Annotated in this window: 24 protein-coding genes; 5 read left to right on the top strand and 19 right to left on the bottom strand. The window is 67.3% G+C overall.

Features of this window, described 5'->3' with window-relative positions; all coding sequences use genetic code 11:
• Positions 1-18: 18 nt before the first annotated feature.
• Complete coding sequence (locus tag DIE23_RS21085; RefSeq protein WP_124613904.1) at positions 19-1,323, bottom strand: MFS transporter; 1,305 nt, start codon at positions 1,321-1,323, stop codon at positions 19-21.
• 178 nt (positions 1,324-1,501) lie between these two features.
• Positions 1,502-2,275: a putative hydro-lyase gene (locus DIE23_RS21080; protein ID WP_124613903.1), complete on the bottom strand. Its 774-nt coding sequence runs from the start codon at positions 2,273-2,275 to the stop codon at positions 1,502-1,504.
• 205 nt (positions 2,276-2,480) lie between these two features.
• Between DIE23_RS21080 and DIE23_RS21070 the strand changes: the two genes are divergently transcribed.
• Entirely contained in the window at positions 2,481-3,413 is a 933-nt protein-coding gene (locus DIE23_RS21070; RefSeq protein WP_124499407.1) for a LysR family transcriptional regulator, read from the top strand.
• 12 nt (positions 3,414-3,425) lie between these two features.
• On the opposite strand, the gene DIE23_RS21065 is transcribed toward DIE23_RS21070, so the two are convergent.
• The 8 genes from DIE23_RS21065 to DIE23_RS21030 all read right to left on the bottom strand — a co-directional run bounded on the left by DIE23_RS21065 (position 3,426) and on the right by DIE23_RS21030 (position 11,061).
• The gene (locus DIE23_RS21065; protein WP_124613901.1) at positions 3,426-3,752 is read right to left on the bottom strand and encodes an antibiotic biosynthesis monooxygenase; all 327 of its coding nucleotides are present in this window, start codon (positions 3,750-3,752) and stop codon (positions 3,426-3,428) included.
• 65 nt (positions 3,753-3,817) lie between these two features.
• Positions 3,818-4,852, bottom strand: coding sequence for a YkgJ family cysteine cluster protein (locus DIE23_RS21060; protein WP_124613900.1), 1,035 nt, complete (start codon positions 4,850-4,852; stop codon positions 3,818-3,820).
• Positions 4,846-5,655, bottom strand: coding sequence for a MetQ/NlpA family lipoprotein (locus tag DIE23_RS21055; protein WP_124613899.1), 810 nt, complete (start codon positions 5,653-5,655; stop codon positions 4,846-4,848). The genes DIE23_RS21060 and DIE23_RS21055 overlap by 7 nt, the downstream gene beginning before the upstream one ends.
• A complete protein-coding gene (locus tag DIE23_RS21050) occupies positions 5,652-6,701 on the bottom strand; it encodes a formylglycine-generating enzyme family protein (RefSeq protein WP_124613927.1) in 1,050 nt (349 codons plus the stop codon). Before DIE23_RS21050 ends, DIE23_RS21055 begins: the two co-directional genes overlap by 4 nt.
• A 10-nt stretch (positions 6,702-6,711) precedes the next feature.
• Positions 6,712-8,661 (bottom strand): arylsulfatase, encoded by a 1,950-nt coding sequence (locus tag DIE23_RS21045; RefSeq protein ID WP_124613898.1) that lies wholly within the window; start codon positions 8,659-8,661, stop codon positions 6,712-6,714.
• Positions 8,662-8,892: 231 nt separating this feature from the next.
• Positions 8,893-9,204, bottom strand: coding sequence for a hypothetical protein (locus tag DIE23_RS21040; protein ID WP_124613897.1), 312 nt, complete (start codon positions 9,202-9,204; stop codon positions 8,893-8,895).
• 1 nt (position 9,205) lies between these two features.
• Positions 9,206-9,913: a hypothetical protein gene (locus tag DIE23_RS21035; protein ID WP_124613896.1), complete on the bottom strand. Its 708-nt coding sequence runs from the start codon at positions 9,911-9,913 to the stop codon at positions 9,206-9,208.
• Between the two features lie 254 nt (positions 9,914-10,167).
• On the bottom strand, positions 10,168-11,061 hold the full coding sequence (locus tag DIE23_RS21030) for a DMT family transporter (protein WP_124613895.1): 894 nt from the start codon (positions 11,059-11,061) through the stop codon (positions 10,168-10,170).
• A 199-nt stretch (positions 11,062-11,260) separates the two neighbouring features.
• Between DIE23_RS21030 and DIE23_RS21025 the strand changes: the two genes are divergently transcribed.
• Together DIE23_RS21025 and groL are read left to right on the top strand one after the other, a co-directional pair.
• Positions 11,261-11,551, top strand: a complete 291-nt coding sequence (locus DIE23_RS21025) for a co-chaperone GroES (RefSeq protein WP_011356207.1) — start codon at positions 11,261-11,263, stop codon at positions 11,549-11,551.
• Between the two features lie 12 nt (positions 11,552-11,563).
• Positions 11,564-13,204 carry a chaperonin GroEL gene (gene groL, locus DIE23_RS21020; protein ID WP_124613894.1) on the top strand — a complete coding sequence of 547 codons (1,641 nt, stop codon included), beginning with the start codon at positions 11,564-11,566 and terminating at the stop codon, positions 13,202-13,204.
• 117 nt (positions 13,205-13,321) lie between these two features.
• On the opposite strand, the gene DIE23_RS21015 is transcribed toward groL, so the two are convergent.
• Entirely contained in the window at positions 13,322-14,470 is a 1,149-nt protein-coding gene (locus tag DIE23_RS21015; protein WP_124613893.1) for a porin, read from the bottom strand.
• A 224-nt stretch (positions 14,471-14,694) separates the two neighbouring features.
• Here DIE23_RS21015 and DIE23_RS21010 point away from each other — a divergent pair, with 224 nt between their 5' ends.
• Positions 14,695-15,309, top strand: coding sequence for a LysE family translocator (locus DIE23_RS21010; protein ID WP_124613892.1), 615 nt, complete (start codon positions 14,695-14,697; stop codon positions 15,307-15,309).
• 193 nt (positions 15,310-15,502) lie between these two features.
• Positions 15,503-16,387 (top strand): patatin-like phospholipase family protein, encoded by an 885-nt coding sequence (locus DIE23_RS21005; RefSeq protein ID WP_124613891.1) that lies wholly within the window; start codon positions 15,503-15,505, stop codon positions 16,385-16,387.
• 156 nt (positions 16,388-16,543) lie between these two features.
• Here the strand turns inward: DIE23_RS21005 and DIE23_RS21000 are convergent, their stop codons facing one another.
• The 8 genes from DIE23_RS21000 to DIE23_RS20965 all read right to left on the bottom strand — a co-directional run bounded on the left by DIE23_RS21000 (position 16,544) and on the right by DIE23_RS20965 (position 24,409).
• Complete coding sequence (locus DIE23_RS21000; RefSeq protein WP_124613890.1) at positions 16,544-18,556, bottom strand: family 2A encapsulin nanocompartment cargo protein cysteine desulfurase; 2,013 nt, start codon at positions 18,554-18,556, stop codon at positions 16,544-16,546.
• Positions 18,531-19,463: a family 2A encapsulin nanocompartment shell protein gene (locus DIE23_RS20995; protein ID WP_124613889.1), complete on the bottom strand. Its 933-nt coding sequence runs from the start codon at positions 19,461-19,463 to the stop codon at positions 18,531-18,533. Before DIE23_RS20995 ends, DIE23_RS21000 begins: the two co-directional genes overlap by 26 nt.
• A 136-nt stretch (positions 19,464-19,599) precedes the next feature.
• On the bottom strand, positions 19,600-19,821 hold the full coding sequence (locus DIE23_RS20990) for a helix-turn-helix domain-containing protein (protein WP_006749621.1): 222 nt from the start codon (positions 19,819-19,821) through the stop codon (positions 19,600-19,602).
• Positions 19,818-20,777 (bottom strand): serine O-acetyltransferase EpsC, encoded by a 960-nt coding sequence (epsC, locus tag DIE23_RS20985; RefSeq protein WP_124613888.1) that lies wholly within the window; start codon positions 20,775-20,777, stop codon positions 19,818-19,820. Before epsC ends, DIE23_RS20990 begins: the two co-directional genes overlap by 4 nt.
• Before the next feature lie 28 nt (positions 20,778-20,805).
• Positions 20,806-21,276 carry a rhodanese-like domain-containing protein gene (locus DIE23_RS20980; protein WP_124613887.1) on the bottom strand — a complete coding sequence of 157 codons (471 nt, stop codon included), beginning with the start codon at positions 21,274-21,276 and terminating at the stop codon, positions 20,806-20,808.
• Positions 21,277-21,700: 424 nt separating this feature from the next.
• Complete coding sequence (locus DIE23_RS20975) at positions 21,701-23,104, bottom strand: amidase family protein (RefSeq protein WP_124613886.1); 1,404 nt, start codon at positions 23,102-23,104, stop codon at positions 21,701-21,703.
• A gap of 74 nt (positions 23,105-23,178) precedes the next feature.
• Positions 23,179-23,970, bottom strand: coding sequence for an alpha/beta fold hydrolase (locus DIE23_RS20970; protein ID WP_124613926.1), 792 nt, complete (start codon positions 23,968-23,970; stop codon positions 23,179-23,181).
• Between the two features lie 82 nt (positions 23,971-24,052).
• Complete coding sequence (locus tag DIE23_RS20965; RefSeq protein WP_124613885.1) at positions 24,053-24,409, bottom strand: DUF4148 domain-containing protein; 357 nt, start codon at positions 24,407-24,409, stop codon at positions 24,053-24,055.
• Positions 24,410-24,905: the final 496 nt, after the last annotated feature.

Genomic DNA, 24,905 nt, shown 5'->3' with positions numbered 1-24,905 from the left:
GGGCGGGCTGGCGTCCGCTCAGGCGGCGTCGAGTTCGCGGCCGCGCGTTTCGGGCAGCGTCAGCGCGGCGACGATCATCACGCCGTAGGCGGCGACCGCGAAGATCCCGATGCTCGCGCCGAGCCCGTAGTGCTTCGACAGCGCGCCGATCAGGAACGGGAACAGGGCACCGATCGCGCGGCCCACGTTGTAGCAGAAGCCCTGCCCCGAGCCGCGCACCCGCGTCGGGAACAGCTCGGTGAGGAACGCGCCCATCCCGGAGAAGATCCCCGATGCGAAGAAGCCGAGCGGGAAGCCGAGCCACAGCATCGATGCGTTCGTGAGGTGCAGCACCGGCGACGTGTAGGCGAACGCGATCACCATCGAGCCGAGCGCGAACAGGATGAAGTTCGGCTTGCGGCCGAGGCGGTCGGTCAGGTACGCGCTCGTCAGGTAGCCGACCCACGAGCCGATGATGATGGTCGCGAGATAGCCGCCCGTGCCCATCACGGTCAGGTGCCGCTCTGTCTTCAGGAACGTCGGCAGCCAGGTCGTGATCGCGTAGTAGCCTCCCTGCGCGCCGGTGGTCAGCAGCGCCGCGCGCAGCGTCGTCGACAGCAGCTTCGGCGCGAAGATTTCGGTGAGGCGCGGCGCGTCGGCCCCCTTCGCCTGCGTGGCCTTCTCCTGCTCGTAGACCTCCGGCTCCTTCACGTAGCGGCGGATCACGACCACCAGCAGCGCCGGCGCGAGGCCGACGAGGAACAGCGCGCGCCATGCCTGCTCGGCCGGCAGCACCGAGAACAGCAGCGCATACAGCAGCGCCGACAGCCCCCAGCCGATCGCCCAGCCCGACTGCACGAGGCCGACCGCCTTGCCGCGATCGCGCGCGCGGATCACCTCGCCGATCAGCACCGCGCCGGCCGTCCATTCGCCGCCGAAGCCGAAGCCCATCAGCGCGCGCGCCGCGAGCAGCTGGTGATAGTTCTGCGCGAGCCCGCACAGTGCGGTGAACACGGCGAACCACAGCACCGTCAGTTGCAGCGTGCGCACGCGGCCGATCCGGTCGGACAAGATGCCCGCGATCCAGCCGCCGAGCGCCGACGCGAGCAGCGTCATCGTGCCGATGAAGCCGGCGTCCGCGAGCGAGATGCCCCAGGTCGCGACGAGCGTCGGGATCACGAACGACAGCATCTGCGTATCCATCCCGTCGAGCATGTAGCCGACCTTGCAGCTCCAGAACGCGCGGCGTTCGCGCGGTTGTGCGTCCGCATACCATCCGAACAGGCCGTTGCGTGCGGGGCCCGCGGGATCGGCGGCGGGCGCCGCTAGGGTCTTGCTTTCCATGGTGATGCTCCTGTCGAAATGTGCGGTCGAAACCGTGCGTGTCGTGCGTGCATCGCGCTCGCGATCGTCGGGTCGCGGCTGCGCGCCGCCCTCCGGCCGGGCGGATCGTCTGCGGTCGCGGCATGCCGCCGCGACGGGGCCGGACCGGCAGCCGCGCGGGCTGCCGGCGTCGGTCGGGTCAGAACACGGCCAGCGACGCGTTCGTGATGTCGGTCATCAGCATGTAGCCGGGCGTATGCGCGATCGCGAGCGGCAGCTTCGCTTCCATCAGCGCGGTTTGCGGCGTCACGCCGCACGCCCAGAACACCGGCAGCTCGCCGTCGCGCACCGTCACCGCGTCGCCGAAATCGGGCGCGCCGAGATCGGCGATGCCCAGTTCCTCCGGATGGCCGATATGGACCGGCGCGCCGTGCACGCCCGGGAACCGGCTCGTGATCTGCACCGCGCGGATCGCGTCGGCGCCGCGCAGCGGCCGCATCGACACGACCAGCTGGCCGCCGAAGATCCCCGCGCGGCGATTCGGGATCGACGTGCGGTACATCGGCACGTTGCGACCCTCCTCGATGTGGCGCAGCCCGATCCCTTCGCGCGCCAGCATGTCCTCGAACGAGAACGAGCAGCCGATCGCGAATACGACGAAATCGTCGCGCCACAGCGCTTCGAGCGATTCCACCCGCTCCGTCAGGCGGCCGTCTCGGTATACGTTGTAGCTCGGCACGTCGGTGCGGATGTCGAGATCCTCGCCGAGCACGTCGAGCCGGAACGCCCCCGGTTCGCCGACGCCCAGCAGCGGGCACGCCTTCGGGTTCGCCTGGCAGAAGCGCAGGAAATCGTGCGCGTACGCATTCGGCAGGATCGCGAGATTCGCTTGCGCGAACGGGCCGCACTGGCCGGCGGTCGGGCGGCGGAAGGTGCCGTCGCGTACGGACTGGCGGAATTCGGAAGGCGTCATGATGTGTGGTGGCGGATCGGGGTGTCGTCGTGGTGACGGCGTTGTGTCAGCGGATACGGCGAAGAATAGAAAAGAAAAAATTTTGTCGCCAACGAGTTTTTTTGCGCCCCGTGTATAGAATTTCTTAACGGATCTCGGGGTTTTCCCCGGTCCCGTTCACTTTTCTTCACCGGCAAGCTGCGCGTCCACCGTCCGTCCGATCGCCATGAACACGCGTTTCCTCGAAACCTTCGTCACGCTCGCGAAGCTGCGCAACTTCCGCACGACGGCCGCCGCGCTGCACGCGACGCCGGCCGCGATCTCGCAACGCCTGAAAGCGCTCGAGGACGAATTGCAGACCGTGCTCGTCGACCGCGACAGCCGCGAGTTCCGGCTCACGCCGAACGGCGAGTACCTGCTGGGTTATGCGAAGGCCGTCGTCGAGGCGACGCACGAGCTGCAGGCCGCCGCGGCCGGCGAAAGCGCGCTGCGCGGCAAGCTGCGGCTCGGCGTGATCGAGACGGTCGTGCACAGCTGGCTGCCGCATTACCTGCGCCGCCTCGCCGCTGACTATCCGCAACTGGAAATCGACCTGACCGTCGATGTCAGTGTCGTGCTGCAGCGCCGGCTGATGGCCGGCGAGCTCGACCTGATCATTCGCGTGGAGGGCAGCGACGAGGCGTCGGTCGTCTGCGACGCGCTCGCGAACTATCCGGTGCGCTGGATCGCGCGCGCGGGGCTGCTGCCGACCACGCGCACGGGCCTCGCGCGGCAGGTGCTGCGCCAGCCGATCCTGACCTACGGGCGCGGTACCGCGCCGCACCGCGCGCTCGAGGACATCGTGCGGACGCTCGCGCATGCGCATGGCGTGCCGCTGTCGGAGACGCGCATCACCGGCTCGCCGTCGATCTCGGTGATCGTGCAGCTCGTGCGCGACGGCTTCGGTGTCGCCGCGATTCCGGTGCTGTTCGTCGATGCGTTGATCGCGAGCGGCGAGGTCGTCGAGCTGCCGCTGCAGCCGTCGCCGCCGTCGATCGTCGTGTCGATGTCGCGGCGGGCCGACGCGCCGAAGTTCGTGCACGGCGCGTCGATTGCCGCGCGTGCCGCGTGTCACGAGTATTGCGAGAAGAGCAACCGGTTGCTCGTGGAAGCGCTTTGAGCGCCGTTCAGCTCACGCGGGCTGTCCCGCGTGCGGTTGCATGAGCTTGCCGTCGCCATACTCGCGCAGCACCTGCGAGATCACCACGCGATAACCGTCCAGCCAGCGCGCCTGCTTCGCCTTCGCTTCCAGATGCGCCGGATGCTGCATCAATTGCCGCAGCGCCGCCTCCGATTCCCAGTAATAAACATTCTGGATCAGCCCCGCGTCGGCGTTCTCCCATGTCTCCTCGCCGAGATAACCGGGCGTCGCGCGTGCCATGTCGGCGATCTGGCGGTCGAGCCGATGGAATTCGTCGTCGTATTGTCCGGCGCGGAAAATGAAGGTCGATGCGTACATGCGCGCTCCATCGGAGACGGTTGAAAGAGCGCCAAGTGTAAGGCACGCGTCGCGTGCCGCCGTCGTCACGCGGTGAGCACGCCGAAGTCGTGTCGATCGTCGAGCCAAGCGTCGATACGCGGGGCGTCGGCGCGCGTGCTCGCTGTCGCTGTCGCTGTCGCTGTCGCCGTCGCCGTCGCCGTCGCCGTCGCTGTCGCTGTCGGCATTGCGGCGAGTGCGTGTCGCGCACGTTCGAGGGCCGCTGCGAAACCGCGCAACTCGCGTGTCGCCGGCCTATCCTCGAGACGCCGGCGCACGAGCGCCGCTTCGACGCGTGCGTCGATCAACGTGCACTGCGCGTCGATGAAATCGATGCACAGTACGCGGCAATGCGCGGAGACCGATGCGACGGCGAGCAGCACCGGCACGATCGACATCGTCAGGTAGCCGCCGGGCGCGAGCCGCGACAACGCCTCGCGAACTTGCGGCCCGCCATCGATCAGCGATGCGAACACCGCGTCGCGCCACACCGCGCGCTCGAACGCGAGCGCATCGCGAAACGTGTCGAGCGCCGCGCGGTCCGCGACCTGACCTGCCGTCACCAGCGGGATCGCCGATGCCGCATCGACGGAAGCCGTGCCGTCGTCCGCGCCGACGATGCAACGTGCACCCAGCCACGCTGCCTCCTCGCGCCGCCCGGCGAGCACGCGAGACTGCAAGCGATCCGGCAGCATCGGATCGAGCGGCACCGCGCCGCAGATCGACGGCTTGTCGGCATGCACGCTGCAGCGTCCGTCGTCGGCCAGCGCCGGGCACCGGCCGAACGACGGATAGTCGTAGCCTTGCAGCGTCAGTGCGATCCATTCGTCACCGGCCCCGCGTGTGCGGTGGAACAACGCATTCGCGAGCGCATCGAAGGCCGCGACGTCGTCCGCGTCGAGCGCATGCGCGCGTCCAGCCGTGCGCGTTCGTTCGCCGATGCGCCGCTTCGGCACGCGTTGGATCGTCAGCGCGCCGACGAAGCGGTGCCGATGCCGGAACAATTCGCGCAACGACAACGTCGGCGCGCTGTTGCAGCAGCGCCCGCACGCATTGCACGCGAGGCGATAGTCGTCTACCACGGCCGTCGCACCGAGTCCTGGTAGCGCGTCAGGATGAAATGCGCGACGTCGTCCGAGTGATACGCGGCGACGAGTTGCGCGACCCACGGCTTCGCGCGGTCGGCGTCGCGCACGGTCAGCACGTTCGCATACGGCGAGCGTGCGTCCTCGAGATTGATGCTGTCGCGCGCCGGCTGCAGCCCCGCACGCGCGGCGTCCTCGCTGTCGATCGCGACGAACGCGGCCGAGTCGAGCGCCGCATGCAGCCGGTCGCGGCGCAGTGCCACGAACTTCAGCGCGAGCCGGTTTCCCGTCACGTCGCGCAGCGTCGCATGCAGGCCGGCCTTGTCGCGCAGCGTCACCAGCGTGTCGTTCTGGAGCAGCACGAGCGCGCGTGCCATCCCGCGCGGATCGGCCGGGATCGCGACCGTCGCGCCGGGCTGCAGTTCGTTCAGACTCCTGATCTTGCGCGAATAGAGTGCCATCGGCAACGTGACAGTCGGCGCGACGGCGGTCAGTGCGTAGCCTTTTGCGGCACGCGTCGCGGCAAGGCGCTGCGCGTCCTCGAAGCTTGCCGCGTCGATGGTACCGTCCGCCAGTGCGGTATCGATATGCGACGCATCGTCGAATGCGACGACATCGACACCCAGCCCGCGCGCGGCAGCGACACGTTTCACCTCGTCGAGGATGTCCGCATGCACGCCGCGCGTCACGCCGACGCGCACAACCGGCACGGCGGACTCGGCAGCGACACCCCGGACCGGATGAGCGAGGCCGCACGCGACAATCAGCGATGCGGCGATGACGTGCATCACCTGCTTCATAAAGCATCCCTCAGAATCGTGCGAAACCCGATATGCGACGCGCCGAGATCGGCTTCCTGCTGTTCGCGCGACGACGCGCGATAGCGCACGCAGTAATCGCGCGAGCACAGGAACGAGCCGCCCTTGATCACCATCGGCGTGTCGTGCCGACGCGTCGGCGGTGCGACGGCCGCCGTGTCGCCGTTCGTGTGCGACTGGTGCGGGCCCGTGTAGGGGTCCTTCGTCCATTCCCATGCGTTGCCGATCATGTCGTACAGGCGGAAACCGTTCGCCGCATAGCAGCCGACCGGTGCCAGGCCCGCATGGCCGTCCTCGGCGGTATCGAGCACCGGGAACGCACCCTGCCAGTAGTTCGCGGCCGGCTTGCCCTGCGCGTCGCGCGGCGCCGCGTCGAGCGACGCGTCGTCGCGCCCCGCCTTGCCCGCGTATTCCCATTCGGCTTCAGTCGGCAGATCGCGGCCGAGCCAGCGCGCATACGCGAGCGCGTCGCGCTGCGTGACGAGCGTGACGGGCAGGTTGCCGAGCCCGTCGACGCTACTGCCGGGGCCGCGCGGCTGCCGCCACGATGCGCCCTTCACCCAGCTCCACCACGCGAGGTCGCGCGCATTCAGCTCGTCACGCGTCGGCACATGAAACACCGCCGCGCCGCCCTGCTGCTCGGCCTCGGTCACGTAGCCGGTCGCCTGCACGAACGCGGCGAACTGCGTGATCGTCACGTCGGTCTGGTCGATCCAGAAGCCGCCGACGCGCGTCTTGCCGTCACCGACCGGACGCTCGTCCGCATAGCCGCGCGTGCTGCCGAACACGAACGCGCCGCCGCTCAGGTGCACCATCCCGGCCTTCGGGTCGTCGCGCCACTGCGCGGGCAGGCCCGAGTAGCGCTCGCACTGCCGCTCCGAGCCGAGCGGCGCGAGCGTGCGGCCGCGATTCGCGTCGTCGAAGGCCCCGGCGGGCGACACCGACGGGCTCGCATAGCCGGCGGCAAACGCGGCGGCGAACAGTGTGGCCGCGAGCACGGCGCCGAGCGTCCAGAAGCGCAACCGCATCATGCCGTCCTCAGTAGTAGCCGCGCGGACGCAGCGGCTCGACGCCGCCGACGTTGCTCATGTAGGTCTTCCACTGGTCGACCAGCGTGCTGATCACCGACGGGTTCTGCGCGGAAACGTCGGTCGTCTCGCCGCGATCCGCCGCGAGGTCGTACAGCTGCCAGTGGCCATCGAGCGGCCCGAGCGGCGGTTCGGTCCACAACGCCTTCCAGCGCCCGTCGCCACTGCGCAGGTACGCGCGGCCATACGCTTCGTCGCCGAACGGCGCCGTATGCACTTCGCCCGTCGCCGAGCCGGTGAGCACCGGCAGCAGCGACTGGCCCGTCACCGGATACACGTAGCGGTTGTTGTAGACGACCTTGCCCTTGTTCTGGTCGACACCCGTCAGCGTGTTCACGAGCGGCGGTGCCGGCTGCGACGGCGGCGTGACGCCCGCGACCGCGAGGAAGGTCGCGGTGTTGTCGGTCACGTGCGTGAACGCGCGCAACGTCGGCAACTGCTGCGTCTGGCCGGGCAGACGCACGATCGTCGGCGTCGACACGCCGCCTTCTGCCGAATAGCCCTTCGTGAGCCGGAACGGCGTCGCGCTCACTTCGGCCCAGCGCAGCCCGTACTGCAGCCGCTGCGCGTTCTGCTTGCCGTTGTCGGTGCCGAGCGCCGAGTAGATCGGCTCCTGCCCGTTCGCGGTGTCGGTCGCCGTCGGGTCCGCGCCGGAGTCGATCGGCCAGCCTTCCGCGCCGTTGTCCGACTGGAACATGATGAAGGTGTTGTCGTATTCGCCGATGTCCTTCAGGTGCTGGATCAGCAGGCCGATGTTGTAGTCGAGGTTCTCGACCATCCCCGCATAGATCTCCATGTAGCGCGCCTGTGCGCGGCGCTCGGCCGGGCTCAGGCTCGCCCACAGCTTGTCGACCTTGCCGGTGCCGTAGTCGCTGTAGCCGTCGGCGGCCAAATGCACGGCGCTGAGGTACTTCGCGTTCGCGGTGCCGTTGTTCGCCGTCGCGGGCGATGCCGCCGTCGTTTCGGGCAGGCCGTCGAACGGCTTGAAGTCCGCGGGGATCAGGCCGAGCGCCTTCTGCCGCGCGATCCGCGCGTTGCGGATCGCGTCGTAGCCGGCGTCGTATACGCCCGCATACTTGTGCAGCCACGGGTCCGGCACCTGCAGCGGCCAGTGCGGCGACGTATACGCCGCGTACGCGAAGAACGGCTTGCCGTCCTGCTTGTTCGAATCGATGTACGAGATCAGCTTCTGCGTATAGAAATTCGTCGAGTAGAACACGGCCGGGCTGCCGCCCGCGCCGCCCGGCTGTCCGGGCTGGCCAGGCTGCACGTAGCTGCCGTCTTCGGTGTAGTTCGACGAGCCGGCCGGTTCGTGCGCGAAGTGGTTCGTCGCCGCGCCGCCGAGCAGCACGTAGCTGCGCTCGAAGCCCCACTGGTCCGGCGTCTGCCCGCTGCCCGTCGCGCTGCCGACGATCCCCGAGCCGATGTGCCACTTGCCCGCGATGTACGTGTGATAGCCGGCGTCCTTCAGCAGTTGCGCGAACGACAGCGCGCGATCGTTCAGGTATCCCTCGTAACCGGGCAGGCCGCGTCGCTCGTCGGTCGGCACGCCCATCGTGCCTTCGCCGACGAGGTGGTGATCGGTGCCGGAAATCAGCATCGCGCGCGTGATCGCGCACACGGTGCCGGTGTGGTGGTTCGACAGGATGCGGCCCGATGCGACGAGCGCGTCGAGGTTCGGCGTGTTGATCTCGCCACCGAATGCATGGATGTCGGAATAGCCGAGATCGTCGGCCATGATGTACAGGATGTTCGGGCGCTTGGCCGCGGGCGTCGCATTGGCCTGTGGCGGCGGATTGCTGTCGACGCCGCCGCACGACGCGAGCGACAGCGCGCCGGCGATCGCGGCGCAGACGACACGGAAACGAAAAGCATGCAACGGCGCGGCGGACTTCTTCATTGTTGTGAACGCTCGATCTACGGGATCGGCGATCTTAGCGTCGCCCGCGCGGCGCCCAAAGTCGGATTCGTCACATGCTAACGGGGAGCGGGAATATGCGGCGCGAGCCAGTATTCCATGGCCAGCGCCGCGATGGTTCCTTTGCGTCAGCTGCGTGCGCCGAGGTCACCTGCTCGATCGGCGCCTTTAACGCGATCGTCGTGGTAGTCCTGCGGCCCGTGCACGGAAACTTCAGTCTGAATCAGGACGGCGAAGAGGGGACCAGTCGACGGAACCTGCCTCCGCGAACTTGAGCCGTGCGCGCAATTCCGGGTGGATGCCCGCCTGCATCAACAGTGCCATACCGCCTAATCTTCGCGCGTCCTCATCGGTAATCGGGCACCCGTCGTTCGGTTCGGCATGCGGCGGGATCGTGATGGCGACACCTGCCTTCATTTCGCGGTCAAGGACAGCCTGCACGTCCTTGCGAAACACATTGCACAACGTAACCTGTTCGGTATCTTCGTCGTAAAACACGATGGTTGCGCGTCTCGGTTTGCTCATGTCACATTCCTCTACAGGTTTGGTACTTATCAAAAGCACGTTGCTTGCATAGCGCGTAGGTCAGGGGGTCTTTATACATCGCGCCAACAGCCGCACACATTTCCATGTCGATTTCGTATCGTGCGAAACACTGTTCCTCGCGAAACGGGTCGACAGCCGCCATGCTCAAAGCAGCGCCCAACGGCAAATCATCGAGCAAGAACGGGCCGGCACCGCCGAGCGGCGTACTGTCAACGAGTCCGCGCGTGATGTCGGCAACACGACTGCCTGCGGCCTCTATGACGCTTTCCAAATAGCTTATCAACTCATCGGCCGATACATCACTTGGACATGCCCAACTCGGGATTGGCTTGTCTACCGGAAGCGATGCTATAGGCGCGACACTCGTGGAACGATTCGCTCGCGGGAAAGGTGGCGTGGACGGATGACCACCAGAAGCGCCTCCACCAACCGCCAGGCGTTCGATCTCGACCACGACCCGCCCACCCTCGATGGCAGACCTGAGCACATCGAGCGGGGCACCACGGAATGCGTCAATACCCAATTCTCGTAGATACGTCATCGCGTTCGTTGTCAGACCCGCGTACTTCGGCCAGTGGAGCATCAACTCAGTGACCGCAGCGCGTTGATCGACTGACAACGTTGCACTTCCCGCGCGTGTCAGCGTCGCGCGCTTTCCCGAACCCAACTCGATCGCAATTGAAGCCATTCGACACCCCAGCGTTACCGTCGGGCGAATCTACTTTTCGAAACACGACGCCACAAGCTCCCGGTTTTCATGGAACAGAGAAAAGCCCCGCGCTCGGCGGGGCTGAAAGCTTGCATGGTTTCCTTGGAGAAGCACTGCGGCCCGCGGGGTGGGCACGGATAGTCCAGTGCATTCGGGCGGGTACACAAGAGCGCACTCGCCCCATCAAAACCTTTTAATTGTGTTACGGACTCGAGGCAGCACGTGCGGCTTGCTCAGTACCGCATCACCAGATACAGGCCGGCGGCCGCAAGCGCCATGCCCGGCCATGCGAGCACACCGATCGTCTCACCAAGCACGACAAGCGCGATCAACGCGGCGGCCGGCGGAATCAGGAAAAACAGCGCCGACACGCGCGATGCTTCGCCGTATCGCACCATCGCGAGCAGCAGCGAGATCGCGATCAGCGAATTGCAGACCACGAGGTACGCGAGCGAACCGGCGAGGCCGGCGGTCCAGTGCAAGTTCATCGGTTCGAGCGCGAACGCGAGCGGCGCGGTCACCGCGAAGCCGACCGTGTATTGCACGAGGTTCGCGGTCACCGGATGGACGTTGGTGCCGAAGCGCTTTTCCCACAGCGTGCCGCCGGTGATGCACGCGAGCGCGAGCAATGCGAACGCCAGCGCCCACGACGACGACACCGCAACCGACGAACGCGCGAGGATCACCATCACCGCGCCGGCCGCGCCGAGCGCGAGGCCGATCCAGCGAAGCGCGCCGACCCGCTCGCCGGCGATCATCGGCGCGAGCAGCCCGACGAGAATCGGCTGCTGCGACGTGACGAGCGCGACGGCGCCGGCCGACATCCCGAGTTTCAGGCTCAGATATGTGAATGAGAAATAGCCCGCCTGCAGCAGCAAACCGACGACGACGAGATTGCGCCATTCGTTGCGTGTGCGCGGCAACGCGGGATGCAGCCACAGGAACGGCCCCGCAAGAAGCGCGACCACGCACGCATAACGCAGCGCGAGGAACGTCAGCGGATCGGCGTCGCGCAGCCCGAGCTTAAGGAACACGAAGCCGCTCGCCCACAGCAACAGGAACAATGCGGAGGCGATGCGCAGCCAGCCCGGCTGATGTCCGGCTTCCGGTGTCGTTGCGACGCTCATGTGCTCCCCGGACGAGTGTGCGATGTCGAAATCATACGCTTGCGCTTCGCGGCGCCGCGCGCCGCTCATCCATAGCGCCTCCGCGCAAATGCTTTTCCGAATCCGTTATTGGATCGCGCCGCCGCGCGTTTCTATACTCGTCAGCACGCTCCGATAAAGAGTGCCAACCCATTTCGACGCAACAGAACAGGACGGACAGATGAGCCTACGCCCCTTGCACGACCGGGTCATCGTGAAGCGACTCGACCAGGAAACCACCACCGCCTCGGGCATCGTGATCCCCGACAGCGCCGCGGAAAAGCCCGACCAGGGCGAAGTGATCGCCGTCGGACCCGGCCGCAAGGACGCGGACGGCCAGCGCATCGTGCCCGACCTGCAGGTCGGCGAACGCGTGCTGTTCGGCAAGTACGCGGGCCAGGCCGTCAAGGTGGACGGCAACGAATTCCTCGTGCTGCGCGAGGAAGACATCGTCGCGGTCGTCAATCAATAACGGAGTGCAATCATGGCAGCGAAGGAAATCATTTTCAGCGACGTCGCGCGTGCGAAGCTGACCGAAGGCGTCAACATTCTCGCGAACGCGGTGAAGGTCACGCTCGGGCCGAAGGGCCGCAACGTCGTGCTCGAACGCAGCTTCGGCGCGCCCGTCGTCACGAAGGACGGCGTGTCGGTCGCGAAGGACATCGAACTCGCGGACAAGCTGCAGAACATCGGCGCGCAGCTCGTGAAGGAAGTCGCGTCGCGTACCAGCGACGCAGCCGGCGACGGCACGACGACGGCCACCGTGCTCGCGCAGGCGATCGTGCGTGAAGGCCAGAAATACGTCGCGGCCGGGCTCAATCCGCTCGACCTGAAGCGCGGCATCGACAAGGCCGTGGCATCGGCCGTCGACGAGCTGAAGAAGATCAGCAAGCCGACCACCACCAGCAAGGAAATCGCGCAGGTCGCGACGATCTCCGCGAACGGCGAGGAATCGATCGGCCAGCGCATCGCCGAAGCAATCGACCGCGTCGGCAAGGAAGGCGTGATCACCGTCGAGGACGGGAAGTCGCTCGCCGACGAGCTCGACGTCGTCGAAGGGCTGCAGTTCGATCGCGGCTACCTGTCGCCGTATTTCATCAACAATCCCGACAAGCAGATCGCCGAGATCGAGAACCCGTACATCCTGCTGCACGACAAGAAGATCTCGAACATTCGCGACCTGCTGCCGGTGCTCGAACAGGTCGCGAAGTCGGGCCGGCCGCTCCTGATCATCGCCGAAGACGTCGAGGGCGAAGCGCTCGCGACGCTGGTCGTGAACAACATCCGCGGCATCCTGAAGACGGTCGCGGTCAAGGCACCGGGCTTCGGCGATCGCCGCAAGGCGCTGCTCGAGGACATCGCGATCCTGACCGGCGGGCAAGTCGTCGCCGAGGAAACGGGCCTCACGCTCGACAAGGCGACGCTCGCCGAGCTCGGCCAGGCGAAACGCATCGAGGTCGGCAAGGAAAACACGACCGTGATCGACGGCGCGGGCGACGCGAAGAACATCGAGGCGCGCGTGAAGCAGATTCGCGTGCAGATCGAAGAAGCAAGCTCCGACTACGACCGTGAAAAGCTGCAGGAACGCGTGGCCAAGCTCGCGGGCGGCGTCGCGGTGATCAAGGTCGGCGGCGCGACCGAGATCGAAGTGAAGGAGAAGAAGGACCGCGTCGACGACGCGCTGCACGCGACGCGCGCGGCCGTCGAGGAAGGCATCGTGCCGGGCGGCGGCGTCGCGCTGATCCGCGTGCGGCAGGCGATCCGCGCACTCAAGGGCGCGAACGCCGACCAGGACGCCGGCGTCAAGATCGTGCTGCGCGCGCTCGAGGAACCGCTGCGCCAGATCGTCACGAATGCGGGCGAGGAAGCGAGCGTGGTCGTCGCGAAGGTCGCGGACGGGTCGGGCAACTTCGGCTACAACGCGCAGACCGGCGAATACGGCGACCTCGTCGAATCGGGCGTGCTCGATCCGACCAAGGTCACGCGCACCGCGCTGCAGAACGCGGCGTCGGTCGCGGGGCTGCTGCTGACGACCGATGCGACGGTGTTCGAAGCGCCGAAGGATGCAGCACCGGCCGCGGTGCCGGGCGGCCCGGGCGCGGGCGGGCCGGGGTTCAATTTCTGACGGCGGTCAATGTGGCCGCCCGAGCCGGGCGGCCACATGCTTGACCCACGACGCGTGGCGGCAGCGGTCGCCACGTTTTTTTTTCGCGAACGCCGTGCGAGCCGCCGTCAAACGCCATCAGAACATCTGGCGCAGGCCGATCGCGGCCCCGACATTGTTGGTCCGGCCGATCTGGTCGACCTTGCCCGTGAGCCGGTTGGTGGCGCCTGGATAGTCGGCCGCGAACGCACCGTTGCCGCGTGCGAAATCGACCGTACCGTACACCTCGGTATGTTTCGACAGCGCATATTCGGCCAGTACGGTCGCCGAGTAGTTGATCCCGGAGCCGAGCGTGCCGTCGAGCCGCTGCGCGTTGCGCGCATGGCCGTAATAGCCGGCCACCGTGATCAGCAGCGGCGCGGTGGCCTGCCAGTTCGCGCCGACGTAGAACGTATCGTCGATCCGGTTCGGGCTGCCGCCACCCAATGCGGGCGCCCCGGCCTGCTGCATGTTGAAGTCCGTCGTGCCCGTCTTGTCCTGGCCGTGCAGCCAGCCGGCAAGCAGACGCACGGACGGTGTGACCTGGTACGCACCGCTCACGTGCACGAAGTTCACCTTCGCGCCGTTCACCGAACTGCCGTTCACGGACGACACCGACGTCTGCTGGAAACCTGCGTTGATCGACGCGGGCCCATGCGCGTAGGTCAGCTCCACGCCGTACGTGCTGTCGAGACCCATCGCGCCGGCATGATTGCCGAACCCATAGATCGCATCGACGCCGAACCCGTTGTACGAGAACTGGTATTTCACCGAGTTCGGCACCGTCAGGTAGTTGCCGATACCGTTGTACGCCCAGCTGTCCTGCCAGTAGTCGCCGACGGTCATCGGATCGAATACGTCGCCCATCGTGTCGTACAGCGGCGCGTACTGGTTGCCGAACGTCAGCGAGCCGTACCGGTCGCTCGACAGGCCGACGTAGGCCTGCCGGCTGAACAGCGTGTTCGCGACATGCAGCTTGCCGTCGCCGAGCTCGAAGCCGTTCTCGAGACGGAAGATCGCCGACAGCCCGCCGCCGAGATCCTCGCTGCCGCGCAAGCCCCAGCGGCTGTGCGTTTCAGGACCGACCGTCATACCGATCAAGTCCTTGCCGTCAGGGCCGGCGTTCGTCTGATAACGGATCGCCGTATCGACGAGGCCATACAACGTAACGGAACTCTGCGCGAACGCGGACGATGCTGCAACGACGAAAACCGCGCCGATACCACCGGAAGCGACGATGCGTCTCATGAAAGGCCTCCCTGAGCAATTGATTTTGTAAGCAGTCCGACAGCATTTGCGTTCGCCGGCCGGTACTGCGATCGGGAGAATAATCGGTCATATTCGCAGCACCTATTGCTGCTTCTGGATTGGACCTTTCCAGCGCCGTCAACAATTGCCGTGGCGGCCATGCGGCGACCGGGTCGTCGCGCTCGGGTAAGATGAAAGCCCCTCCCGCCTCACCGCCCGCCGCCATGTCGACCACCGTCAACACGTTGCTGCCGCTCGCCGGCGTCCTGCTGCTGAGCGTCACCAGCCCGGGCCCGAACTTCGTGATCGTCACGTCGACCGCGGTCGCGCGGCGCCGCGCCGGCGTGATGACCGGACTCGGTCTCGCCGCCGCATCGGGCACCTGGGCCGCGATCGCGATTGCCGGGCTCAGCCTGCTCGTGACCCACGCCGCCTGGGTGCACACCGCGCTGCGGCTCGCGGGCGCCACGTACCTGATCTGGCTCGGCCTGAAAATGGTGCTGACCGCACGCAAGCCGCCGCCCGTTTCCGCGCCGGCCGCGTCCTCCGACTGGAGCGCCGCGAAGAAGGGCTATGTGGTCAGCATGACGAACCCGAAAGCCGTCGCGTTCTACGGCAGTATCTTCGCGCTGATGGTGCCGGCTCACGCACCGGCATGGTTCGATCTGACGGTCGTCGCGTTGTCGATCGGGATCTCGGGTGCGTGGTACTGCGCGATGGCGCTGCTCGCGTCGCACCCGTCGGTGCGCCGGCTGCTGATTCGGCGCAAGGCCGTGCTCGATACGACGGCCGGGCTGCTGCTGATGGGGCTCGGCGGACGCATGCTGGCGGGGCGTTGATCGGCGTCACGTTTCCGCACTACCCCTCAAAAAAAGGTTCATCGCGGGATTCCGGGGAACGCGGCCTGCAGCGCGCGTCGTCGGCGGAACGGCCGGCTCCGCGTGCCGGCAGGGTTTTCATCAGGACATCCGGTACGCCGTACGATCCATGATGGAGAAAGCACTGTCGCAGCCAACCGCAGGAGGGCGCACCGTGACTTCCGATCCCAGTCCCTCGACCGCCTTCGTGTTCGCCGGCGGCGGCAGTCTTGGCGCGATCGAGGTCGGCATGCTCCGCGAGTTGGTCGCGAGCGGCGAACGGGCCGATTGCGTCGTCGGCGCGTCGGCGGGCGCGATCAATGCCGCCTATTTCGCCGGCCGGCCGGACGCGGACGGCGTCGCGATGCTCGCCGCGCTGTGGTGCAGAATCCGCCGCCAGGACGTCATGCCGTTCTCGATGCGCAGCGTCATCGCGATGCTTCTGCGCAACCGGCCGCATCTGGTCGAGGCCGATGCGCTGCGCCTGCTGCTGGAAAAGAACCTGCCGTACCGGCGAATCGAGCAGGCCGCGTTGCCGCTCCACATCGTCGCGACCGACGTACTGAACGGCCACGAAGTCGTGCTGTCGGCCGGCTCGGTCGTGGATGCCGTGCAGGCCAGCGCGGCGATTCCCGGCGTGTTTCCGTCGGTCAGCATCGGCGGCGTGGAACTCGTCGACGGCGGCGTCGCGAACAATACGCCGATCTCCGTTGCGATCGCGCTCGGCGTCAAGCGGATCGTCGTGCTGCCGGCCGGGTTCGCCTGTGCGTTGCGCGTGCCGCCGCGAAGCGCGATCGCGCATGCGACGCACGCGCTGACGCTCGTGATCGCGCGGCAACTGGTGCGCGATCTGGAACTGTACGCGGCACACGCGCAAATCCATGTCGTGCCGCCGCTCTGTCCGCTCGACGTGTCGTCATACGATTACTCGCAGTGCGCGCAACTGATCGACAAGGCCGCGGAACGCACCCGCGCGTGGATCGATGCGGGCGGACTTGCGCAGTGCGCGATTCCTGGCGCGCTGCGCGAGCACGATCATGCCGCGGCGCTGTCGCATTGATGGTCGCTCGCGTGCCGTGCAGACTCACGACCGACGAACGCCGATTGCCGGGCTGCCGGGTCCTCTCCCGGGAAATATGCGCAGAGCCGGAAAAAAAGCCGCTTGCGACGTCCCGTTGCCGGGAGCCGCAAGCGGCCTTCTCGCGTGCCGCGCGTCTCAGCGCCGCGCCGCCAGCCGCCTCACGACGCTGACCAGCGCATCGACTTCATCGCAGGTGTTGTAGAACGCCAGCGACGGCCGCACCGTCGCCTCGAGCCCGAAGCGGCGCAGGATCGGCTGCGCGCAGTGATGCCCGGAGCGCACCGCGATGCCCGCCTCGTTCAACGCCTGCCCGACTTCCTCGGTCTCATAGCCCTTCAGCACGAACGACAGCACGCTCGCCTTGTCGCGCGCGGTGCCGACGAGCCGCACGCCCGGCACCGGCGCGAGCACGCTCGTCGCATACGCGAGCAGATCGTGCTCGTAGCGCGCGATGTTCTCGATGCCGACGCGGCTCACGTAGTCGAGCGCCGCACCGAGCCCCACCGCATCCGCGATGTTGCCGGTGCCGGCCTCGAAGCGGTTCGGCGGCGGCTGGAACACCGTGCGCTCGAACGTCACGTCCGCGATCATGTTGCCGCCACCTTGCCACGGCGTCATGTCGTCGAGGATCGCGCGCTTGCCGTACACGACGCCGATGCCGGTCGGCCCGTAGATCTTGTGTCCGGAGAACACGAAGAAGTCGGCATCGAGTGCCTGCACGTCGACACGCATGTGCGAGATCGACTGCGCGCCGTCGACCAGCGCCTTCGCGCCCGCGCGATGTGCCAGCTCGACGATCTCCTTCACCGGCACGACCGTGCCGAGCGCATTCGACACCTGCGTGACGGACACGATCTTCGTGCGGTCGTTGAGCAGCTTCCGGTATTCATCGAGCAGCACCTGCCCCGAATCGTCGACCGGAATCACACGCAGCTTCGCGCCCTTGAGCGCCGCAAGCTGCTGCCACGGCACGATGTTCGCGTGATGCTCCAGATGCGACACGACGATCTCGTCGCCTTCGCCGACGTTCTGCACGCCCCACGTCTTCGCGATCAGGTTGATCGCCTCGGTGGTGCCGCGCACGAACACGATCTCGTCCGGCGAAGCCGCGCCGATGAAGCGCCGCACGGTATCCCGCGCATGCTCGTACGCGTCCGTCGCGCGGCCCGCCAGTGCATGCGCGGCGCGGTGGATGTTCGAGTTCTCGTGCGCATAGAAATAGGCGAGACGGTCGATCACGGCCTGCGGCTTGTGCGTCGTCGCCGCATTGTCGAACCAGACGAGCTGCTTGCCGTTCACGCGCTCCTGCAGGATCGGGAAATCGCGGCGAATCGCGTTCACGTCGAACGGCGGGTGCGCGCCGCGATGCAGGTGGCCCCGCGGCTCGGCGGCATGCGCATCGTCGATGAAGTAACGCGGCACGTCCGCGCCCGATGCGCGCGACACCGGCACGTCGCGATGCACGGCGAGCAGGTCGCGCAATGCGTCGTCGCCCGGCAGGCCGAACGCTTCCGGCGATGCGAGGCCGTTCGACGGCACGACGATGTCCTGCGGCGTCGCCTGCCAGCCCTGCAGCGCGCCGTCGGTGAAGTAATACGGCGACGTGGCCGGCGCGGCCTTCACCGCGCCCTCCGACACCGCCGCATTCGCCTGCGGCACGCCGAGCGCCGCGCCGCCAACGCGCGGCTCGAACGCGGGCGCGATCGACACCGCGTTGTCGGGCAGCCCATTCTGCGCGGCCGCATGCGGCGCGAGCGCGGGCACGCGGTTTCCCAGCGACAGCACGTGCGTCGGTGCGGACGGCGCGAGGTTCGCGCCGGGCGCCTTGCCTTGCGGCAACGCAAGGCCCGGCACGCCGGTGCCCATGCCGCCCGGCCCCGCGAGCGGCGAGCCGGCCGGTGCCGGATTGCTCACCGACGCGAGGATCGGTGCGGCAGCCGGCAACGCCGACGGCACGCCGCCGACCGCCCCGCTGCCCGCCGACAACCCGGGCGCGGTGGCCTGCCCGGGCGGCGTCGCGAAGAACTCGGACGCAAGCCGCGCGAGCGCCGCCGGGTCGGGCAGGCCGGCCGGCAGCGGCGCGTGCGGCAACGCGAGCGCGTCGCTGGCGGCCGAGCCGGGATTAACGGTAGGTGTCGGGATAGTCATGGTACTTGGCGATTTCAACGTCATCGAGGACAGCCAGCGCATCCGGCGAGTGGACCGCGAGCGAGCAGTACAGCGAGATCAGGTACGACGCGATCGCCTGGTTGTTGATCCCCATGAAGCGCACCGACAGGCCCGGCCCCTGCTCGCCCGCGACGCCCGGCTGATAGAGGCCGACGACGCCCTGGCGCTTGTCGCCGACGCGCAGCAGCAGGATCTTGGTCTTGCCGTCCGCGACGGGCACCTTGTCCGACGGGATCAGCGGAATGCCGCGCCACGTGAGGAACTGCGAGCCGAACAGGCTGACCGTCGGCGGCGGCACGCCGCGCCGCGTGCATTCGCGGCCGAACGCGGCGATCGCGAGCGGGTGCGCGAGGAAGAACGCCGGTTCCTTCCACACCTTGGTCAGCAACTCGTCGAGGTCGTCCGGCGTCGGTGCGCCGGTCAGCGGGAAGATCCGCTGTTCGTCGGTCACGTTCGCGAGCAGCCCGTAGTCGGGGTTGTTGATCAGCTGGCTTTCCTGCAGCTCCTTGATCGTCTCGATCGTCAGGCGCAGCTGTTCCTTGATCTGGTCATGAGGACTGCTGTAGAGATCGGAGATCCGCGTATGCACGTCGAGCACCGTGCTCACCGCGTTCAGGAAATACTCGCGCGGCTGTTCCTCGTACGGCACGAAGGTCCGCGGCAGCACGCTTTCGTCCTCGAGCTGCGTGCACGCGGCGCGCACGGCTTCCGGGTTCTTCACCTGATTCAGGCGATAGATGCCGGCCTCGACCGGCACCCACTGCAGCAGATGGGTCAGCCAGCGCGGTGTAATCGTGGAAAGCTGCGGGACGGTCTTGGTAGCGTTCGCTAGTTGGCGGGCGGCGTGATCGCTCAGCGCGGCCGTGCCGCTTGCAACGGTCGACATGTGTGGCTCCGGGTTCTTAAGATGAAAAACGGGATTGCTTATGACGCGGGGGGGATTATCGGAAGCACGCACCTGCCGGCTCAACATGCTATAGCCGTCACACGGCACAACCGAACGGGAAAGGAAGCGGGATGCGTCAGGTGACGTACACGCCGGGCAACAGCGTCGAGATCGACACGTCGAACGCGCGCGCGATCTTGTCGGCGGTGACGATCGATGCAATCGCCTCGCCGCGCTCGATCTCGCCGACATACGAACGGTTCAGCCCCGCGTGTTCGGCAAGCTGCTCCTGCGACCACGTGCGCGCTTCGCGCAGCTTGCGCACGTTGGCGCCGAAGTGCTGGATCAGGTCGCTCATGTCGTCACCTGCGTGTCGGATACCGGCTCGGCCGGCTCGGTCCGCGCGCGCGGCGCGGCATTCGCCTCGCTGCGCAGCACGGCCTGCGTGATGTTCGCGCCGGCCGGCACGTCCTGCGTGAGCCACACGTTGCCGCCGATCACCGCGCCGCGGCCGATCGTCACGCGGCCGAGGATCGTTGCGCCCGCATAGATCACGACGTCGTCCTCGACGATCGGATGGCGCGCGAGCCCCTTCTCCAGATGGCCGGCCGCATCGCGCGGGAAGCGCTTCGCGCCGAGCGTCACGGCCTGGTACACGCGCACGCGCTCGCCGATGATCGCGGTCTCGCCGATCACGACACCCGTGCCGTGGTCGATGAAGAAGCCGCCGCCGATGCGCGCGCCCGGATGAATGTCGATGCCGGTTTCCGCGTGCGCCTGCTCGGCGATGATCCGCGCGAGCAGCGGTAGCCCGAGTTGGTACAACTCGTGCGCGAGCCGGTGGTGGATCATCGCGAGGATGCCGGGATAGCACAGCAGCACTTCGTCGACGCTGCCCGCCGCCGGATCGCCATGGAATGCGGCCAGCACGTCGCTGTCGAGCAGCCGTCGGATGTCGGGCAGTCGTGCGGCGAATGCCTGCACGGCGATGGAGGCCGCTTCGTCGATCTGCGCGTCGGCGTTGCGTTGCCGCGCCGCGTAGCGCAGCTCGAGCGTCACCTGCGTGAGCAGCGCGTTCAGTGCCGCGTCAAGCGCGTGAGCCACATGGAAGTTCTCGCTCTCCTGCCGCAGGTCGGGTGGCCCGAGCCGCATCGGGAACAGCACGCCCTTCAGCGCGCCGATGATCTGTGCGAGCGCCTCGCGCGCCGGCAGGTCGCGCCCGCCCGGTTCGAGCGAGCGCCGCTGTTTCTCGCGCCACGCGCGGCGCACGGTCTGGAGCGACTGAACGATGTCGTCGATGTCGAATGCGGCCATGCTGACTTCTCCCCGTAACGGCCGTGACTCAGTCCTGCGCCCACGGCAGGCCGCGATGGCGCCAGCCGTTCCGGCCGCCGCGATGCTGCTGTTCGTCGAGGTCGCCCTCGAACCCTTCGGGCACGTTGAATACCTGCGTGAAGCCACCCTTGGTGGCAGCTTCGGCCGCCTGCGCGGAGCGGTTGCCGCTGCGGCAGAGCAGCAACACCACCGCGTCCTTGCCGGTCTTCGCTTCGAGTTCGCGCACGAAGCGCGGGTTGCGCGTCAGGCTCGTGCCGGTCGCCCACGCCACGTGCAGCGACTCCGGCACGTGGCCGACGAATTTCCGTTCTTCCGCGGTGCGCACGTCGACCAGCAACGCGTCGCCGGCGGAAAACAGCGCCCACGCTGCTTCGGGTGCCACGCCACCCGCGTACGGCGTGCCCGCCAATGCGGCCGCCGCGCGGGCGTCTTCGAGCGCCTGGTGGGCGGCGGTTCGTTCTTCCAATGCAAACGTCATCACGCTTCCTTGTTCTCGCAGATTCGTATGATCAACAACACCGGGAATGCGGCCGGTGCAGCTTGCGTGCTGTCTATAGCCGTCAGCCCCACTATGCGAGCGCGGTCGGGGAAGCAGAACCAATAAAAATTCATTTCCAAATCAGCGGCGCGTGAATTGCAATAGCAGAGGCGCGCTATGGGTGCGGGTTCGCGCGGGGGATGTGGAACGACGGCCGTTCGACGTCATGCATCGAAGGTTGTTGAAAGGATTGGCGGGTGCGAAGTCAAGAACGGTGTAGGACGCGACGCGCTGCACGTTGTAATGGAATCCGAAGCGGAATCATGCGCCGGGCGGGATGACGCGCGCTTTGATGAATCGACGATTCGACAAACAACAACCGACGGGCGCGGTGCATCGCCGACGCACCACGCCCGTCACCGCATCAAACGACAGGATCGACCGCCGCGATCGACACGCCACGCGCCTCGATATCGCGCCCGGCCAGCAAACACAGATCCTCACGATGATGCGCGGCGACAACCTGCACGCCTACCGGCACGTTATCGACGAACCCCGTCGTCACCGCGAGCCCCGGCAACCCCATCGCCGGCAGCGCGCGCAGCGTGAGCTGCGCTTCCCATACGCGCTCGAACCCTTCCGGTCCTTGCCGATCGAGATCGTCGGGAAACGGCAGCTCCGACGACACCGGCAGCAGCAACACCGCGTATTCATCGAGAAAGAGCCGCCACTGCCGCGTCAGCGTCGTGCGCCGCACGAGCGCGCGGCTGATCACGTCGGCCGGCAGATCGCGCACCTTGCCGCGCACGGCGGCAATCACCGCGGCCGCGCCCGGATCGCCGTCGCTGGCGACCGCGTTCGCCAACGCGTCGAATCCGTCGCCCAGCCAGAGCTGCTCCTGCAACAGCGCGGCCTCGCGCATCGGCGGCGTATCGTCGATTTCATCGACGGTCCAGCCCGCATCGACGAGCCGGCGCGCCGCATCGCGCAACGCGGCCTCGACCTCGGGCACGACCTGCAAGCCGCCCGGACGCACGCACAACGCCGCGCGTTTCGGCACCGCGCGGCCTTCGATCAGCACCGGCACGTACCACGGGTCGCGCGGGTCCGGCGCGGCGAATGCACGTAGCGCCAGCGCGAGATCGTCGATCGTGCGTGCGATCGGTCCCGTCGTCGACATCAGTTGCGCGCCGATCGCACGCTCGGGCGACGACGCGTTGAACGCCGGCACACGCCCGAGCGACGGCCGGATGCCATGCACGCCGCACGCATAGGCCGGGTAACGCACCGAGCCGCCGATGTCGGTGCCGACCGCGATCGGGCCGATCCCGGCGGCCACGGCCGCCGCCGCGCCGCCGCTCGATCCGCCCGGCGTCAACGACCGGTTGCGCGGATTGTACGTATGGCCGTGCACGAGATTCGACGTGAACCAGCGCAGCGCGAACGTCGGCGAATTGGTGCGGCCGAGCAGCACCGCGCCGGCCTTTCTCAGGTTCGAGACGGACGGGCTATCCGCGCTCGCGATCAGGTTTTCCTGCAGCCGCGTGCCGTTGGTCGTCGCGAATGCCGCGACGTCGACGTTGATCTTCACCGTCACGGGCACGCCGGCGAGCGGCCCCGGATCGTCGCCGCGCGCGATCGCGCGATCGACTGCGTCGGCCTGTCGCCGCACGTCGTCGGGACGATGCTCGACCACCGCATTGATCGCCGGGTTCACCGCGTCGAGACGCGCCAGCGTGGCGTCCGCCACTTCCCTTGCGGACACTTCGCGTTGCCGCACCCGCTTCGCAATTTCAGTCGCCGACAGTTGCCAGAGTTGCTGCGTCATGACTGCTCCTCGTGAAAGGACATCACAATCACCGACGGCACCGCGCGTCACCCGCATCGCGGCGCCGCATTCACTCACTGCGCATCCTGCTTCGCACGTTCCGCGGCCGCGATGATCGCATCGGCCACGGCCTTCGGCTCGCTCAGCATCGCGACGTGGCTGCCGTTCACGCGCGTGACCGTCGCACCGATCCGCTTCGCCATCGCCTCCTGCAGCTTCGGATCGATCATCCGGTCCTGCGTCGCGACGACGAACGACGACGGCTTCGCATGCCACGCGGCCTGCGTCACCTTCTCCGAAATGCAGCCACCGTACCACGGCCCTTGCGTCGCCGCGACGACGCGCTGCTGCACGGGCGGCAGGTCCGGCGCGAAATCCTGCGCGATCGCCTTGTCCGACAGCGTCGCGAAGCCGCCGGCGTCCTTGCGCAGCTCGCCGGCCCACGCCGGCGCCGGCAGCCCCTGCGTGACGTCGGCGATCGACTGGCCGTTGTCCGGCGCGAACGCGGCGACGTAGACGAGCGATTTCACCTTGTCGTCGTTGCCTGCGTCGCTGATCACGACGCCGGCCCACGAATGACCGACCAGCACGACGGGCCCCTTCTGCTCGTCGATCGCGCGCTTCGTCGCGGCCGTATCGTCGGCAAGCGAGCTCAGCGGGTTCTGCACCGATACCACATGCAGGCCGCGCGCTTCGAGCAGCGGAATCACGCGGTTCCAGCTCGACCCGTCGGCGAACGCGCCGTGCACGAGCACGACGTTCGTGCCCTTCAGGTCGTCCTTCGGCGCTGCCTGCACCGCGACCGCACCGAACAGCCCGCCGAGCACCGCCGCGGACACCAGAACCCGTTTCGTCAAACCGACCATCGTCATGCTCCTTTCCATCGTGTTGTTCATATGAGGTGTTTCCGATGCGGCCGCGCCTACGTGCGGCAGGCGCGGCAGCGAATCACGAGTGCGCGTACAGATCGTCGGCGTCCGTGCGTGCGTTGCGTGCGGCCCGCGTGTCGGATGCGGCGAAGCGGGCGGCCGGTGCCGACGCGTCCGCCACGTTGTCGTCCTGCGACTTCGACGGACCGTTCTGGTCGGAACGCGCGACCCGCTGCGCGGCGGCGACGGCGTTCTGTGCGGCGGCGATATCGTCCGGATAGTGCGCTTCGCTGCTGGCCGGGCTGTAGCCGGCCTTCTCGAGCCGGATGAGGTCGGCGCGTACTTCGGCACGCGTGAGGCCGTGGCCGGTATCGGCGAACGACAACGCGGGGATCGAGGCGAGCACGGCAACTGCGAGGATTCGAGCGGCTTTCATGAGATTTCTCCTTGGCGGAAGTTGGGGGGTATCGATCACTCGGTATCCGGTGCGAACGTCTGGCACCGAACGTTTGCTGCATGTCGACAGTAGAACCCGCTCACGTATCCGGCATGTTTCCGAACCATGGCTTCAGCGCAATCCGATGTTTCCGGAGCGGCGATAGATACAGTGCGATACAAACTCGTCGGCGTCGCCATGGATGTACGGACGATAACGAATTTCTCGTGGACAAATACAGACGCAATGTCGTATGCAGCGCGTCAGACGGCCACATCGGCGGGTGACGGGCCTGACAGCGCGATGGGTTGGGAAACAGCCCGCTTCAGCTGCGCTTTTTTAGTGATGAAAAGACGCGACGGATTTCCGCCTGGAAACACATTCTGACAATTTGAGTTCGTCGCCATAGCCCCTGAGCACATTTTTCCGGCACCAACGGTTAGCACCTGCTCCAGTTCGATATGCTTGCCGCCTCGTTGCGATTCTCAATCGTTTC

It is taken from the genome of Burkholderia sp. Bp9143 (assembly GCF_003853645.1).
Classification (GTDB): Bacteria; Pseudomonadota; Gammaproteobacteria; order Burkholderiales; family Burkholderiaceae; genus Burkholderia.
The sequence above is the reverse complement of the archived record's forward strand: the minus strand, read 5'-3'. Positions and strand labels throughout refer to the sequence as shown.